Source organism: Brevibacterium sp. CFH 10365 (assembly GCF_009299785.1).
In the GTDB taxonomy this organism is placed as follows: Bacteria; Actinomycetota; Actinomycetes; order Actinomycetales; family Brevibacteriaceae; genus Brevibacterium; species Brevibacterium limosum.
Genome location: NZ_VIGO01000018.1, coordinates 1 through 1,910, shown reverse-complemented (window position 1 = coordinate 1,910; position 1,910 = coordinate 1). Strand labels below are relative to the sequence as shown.

Sequence of the window (1,910 nt, the reverse complement as noted above, 5' to 3'; positions counted from 1 at the left end):
GACGGGGGTCCTGCTACCTCGCGCGAGGTTGCTGGCACCGCATTCATCCATAGATCTTGTGTGGCCTCGTTCAGCTCCCTTTCTGGGGGTGGACGGGGCCATCAGTGCATTCATGCCGGTGCGGTGTATCAGGTGGGTCGCATCCGCTCAGGGATAGTGAACTCGGCGAGCCCGTCAAGGCAGCTGCCGGGAGCTCATCAACCGAAACCATGGTTGCCCGTTCACTTAATGGCGCGTATCATAGTCGTTAAATCATTATATGGCTGGTATTGCACTCGTAAGGAGCTTGGGTGAGCGTGACTCGCCAGGTGGACCGCCGCCTCGCTGAGATCGGAGCATCAATTCGACGATGGAGACTCATGCAATCGCTCAAGGCTGTCGAGGTCGCAGAGCGGGCAGGCATCTCTCGATCGACGCTGCAGAAGGTCGAACGCGGAGACGCCGGCGTCTCGATCGGCGCAGTGATGTCGGTCATGCAGGCGCTGGGGCAGCTCGAGCATGTGTCCGCTTCATTCGATCCACTGAGCACCGACGTCGGCAGACTTCGTTCGACTGAGGCGCTTCCCGGCCGAGTCCGTCGATGAGTGAGCAGATCCGTGTCGAGATCGAACACCGAGGATCACCGGTGGTCGTCGGCACCGCGTACTTCCATATCGCAAGGGGGCACGTCTCGACGACCTTCAAATATTCGGACGAATACGCAGGTTCTCGATGGGCCTATGCCATCGACCCGGAGCTCCCGCTGTCAACGGCCCCATTCAGCGTTCCTGGTCTGCCGGGAGCCTTCTCCGACTGCGCTCCTGACCGATGGGGCCGCAATCTCGTCGCGAAGGAGCACCGTCGGCAGGTCGCCAACGGAATCGTCCGCGACCGACGCCTGACGGACATCGACTTCCTGCTCGGAGTCAGCGACCACACCCGGCAGGGAGCTCTGCGGTTTCGTCGCGCTGCTGACGACCACTTCCTCAGCCCCACGAGCCGCGTGCCGAAGCTTCTGTCCCTGCCGGAACTGCAACGGGCTGCAGATGGTGCCGCAGAAGGGTCCGGCGCAGCTGTGAAACGACTCCTTGAAGCAGGGACAGGGTCTCTGGGAGGTGCTCGGCCCAAAGCGTCCGTGGCTGACGATGAGGGGCGATTGCTTATCGCGAAGTTCTCCCGTCCCGACGACGACAGGGACGTCATCGCATGGGAGAGTGTGGCCCTCTCACTCGCCCGCAAGGCGGGAATCGAAACCTCCGAGTCCGAGCTGTTGAGCATCGACCAGAGGCCAGTGCTTCTTCTGCACAGGTTCGACCGCAATGCCGATGAGCGCATCGGATATATGAGCGCAATGACGGCAACGGGACGTCGAGACGGAGAAGCAGGCGACTACCTCGATATCGTCGAAGCCATCGAAGACCACAGTCGGCGTTGGCGTCACGACTGCGCCGAACTCTTTCGCCGGGTGGCATTCTCAGTTGCGATGCACAATACGGATGATCACCTGCGTAACCATGGCTTCATCCGTTCGGACGCAGGGTGGCAGCTGAGCCCAGCTTTCGATATCAACCCAGAACCGGAAGGCGCAGTCGAGCGCCAGACTGCGATCAACGGCGTCGTGGCGGCAGAGAGTGAAGCCGAGGCGCTGCTCGAATTCGCTTCCCTCTGCCATCTGACGAAACCGACTGTCGTTTCAGTGCTCAACGAGGTTGTGAGCGCGGTTGCCGGGTGGAGGTCGGTGGCTGCCGGCCACGGGATACGACGTTCAGAGATCGCCGAGATGGGTTCCGTCATCGACGCTCAGCTCGGTCGCTTGCAGACTGCTATCCGTCAGAGCCGTTGAGTCGCGTGGGATTCGGGCACCTGGAATGACCCGGTGGCCCGGCTTCACAAGGGATGGAATCATGCCCGGTGGGTCGTGTGGTGGGTGT

At 61.6% G+C, this 1,910-nt stretch carries 2 protein-coding genes; both read left to right on the top strand.

The genetic code is table 11. From position 1 onward, the window contains the following. The first annotated feature begins 290 nt into the window (after nt 1–290). Nucleotides 291–584, top strand: a complete 294-nt coding sequence (locus FHG09_RS19630; protein WP_319803274.1) for a helix-turn-helix transcriptional regulator — start codon at nt 291–293, stop codon at nt 582–584. Continuing rightward, nucleotides 581–1,822 (top strand): type II toxin-antitoxin system HipA family toxin, encoded by a 1,242-nt coding sequence (locus FHG09_RS19625; protein WP_152349331.1) that lies wholly within the window; start codon nt 581–583, stop codon nt 1,820–1,822. The genes FHG09_RS19630 and FHG09_RS19625 overlap by 4 nt, the downstream gene beginning before the upstream one ends. The last annotated feature ends 88 nt before the right edge of the window (nt 1,823–1,910 follow it).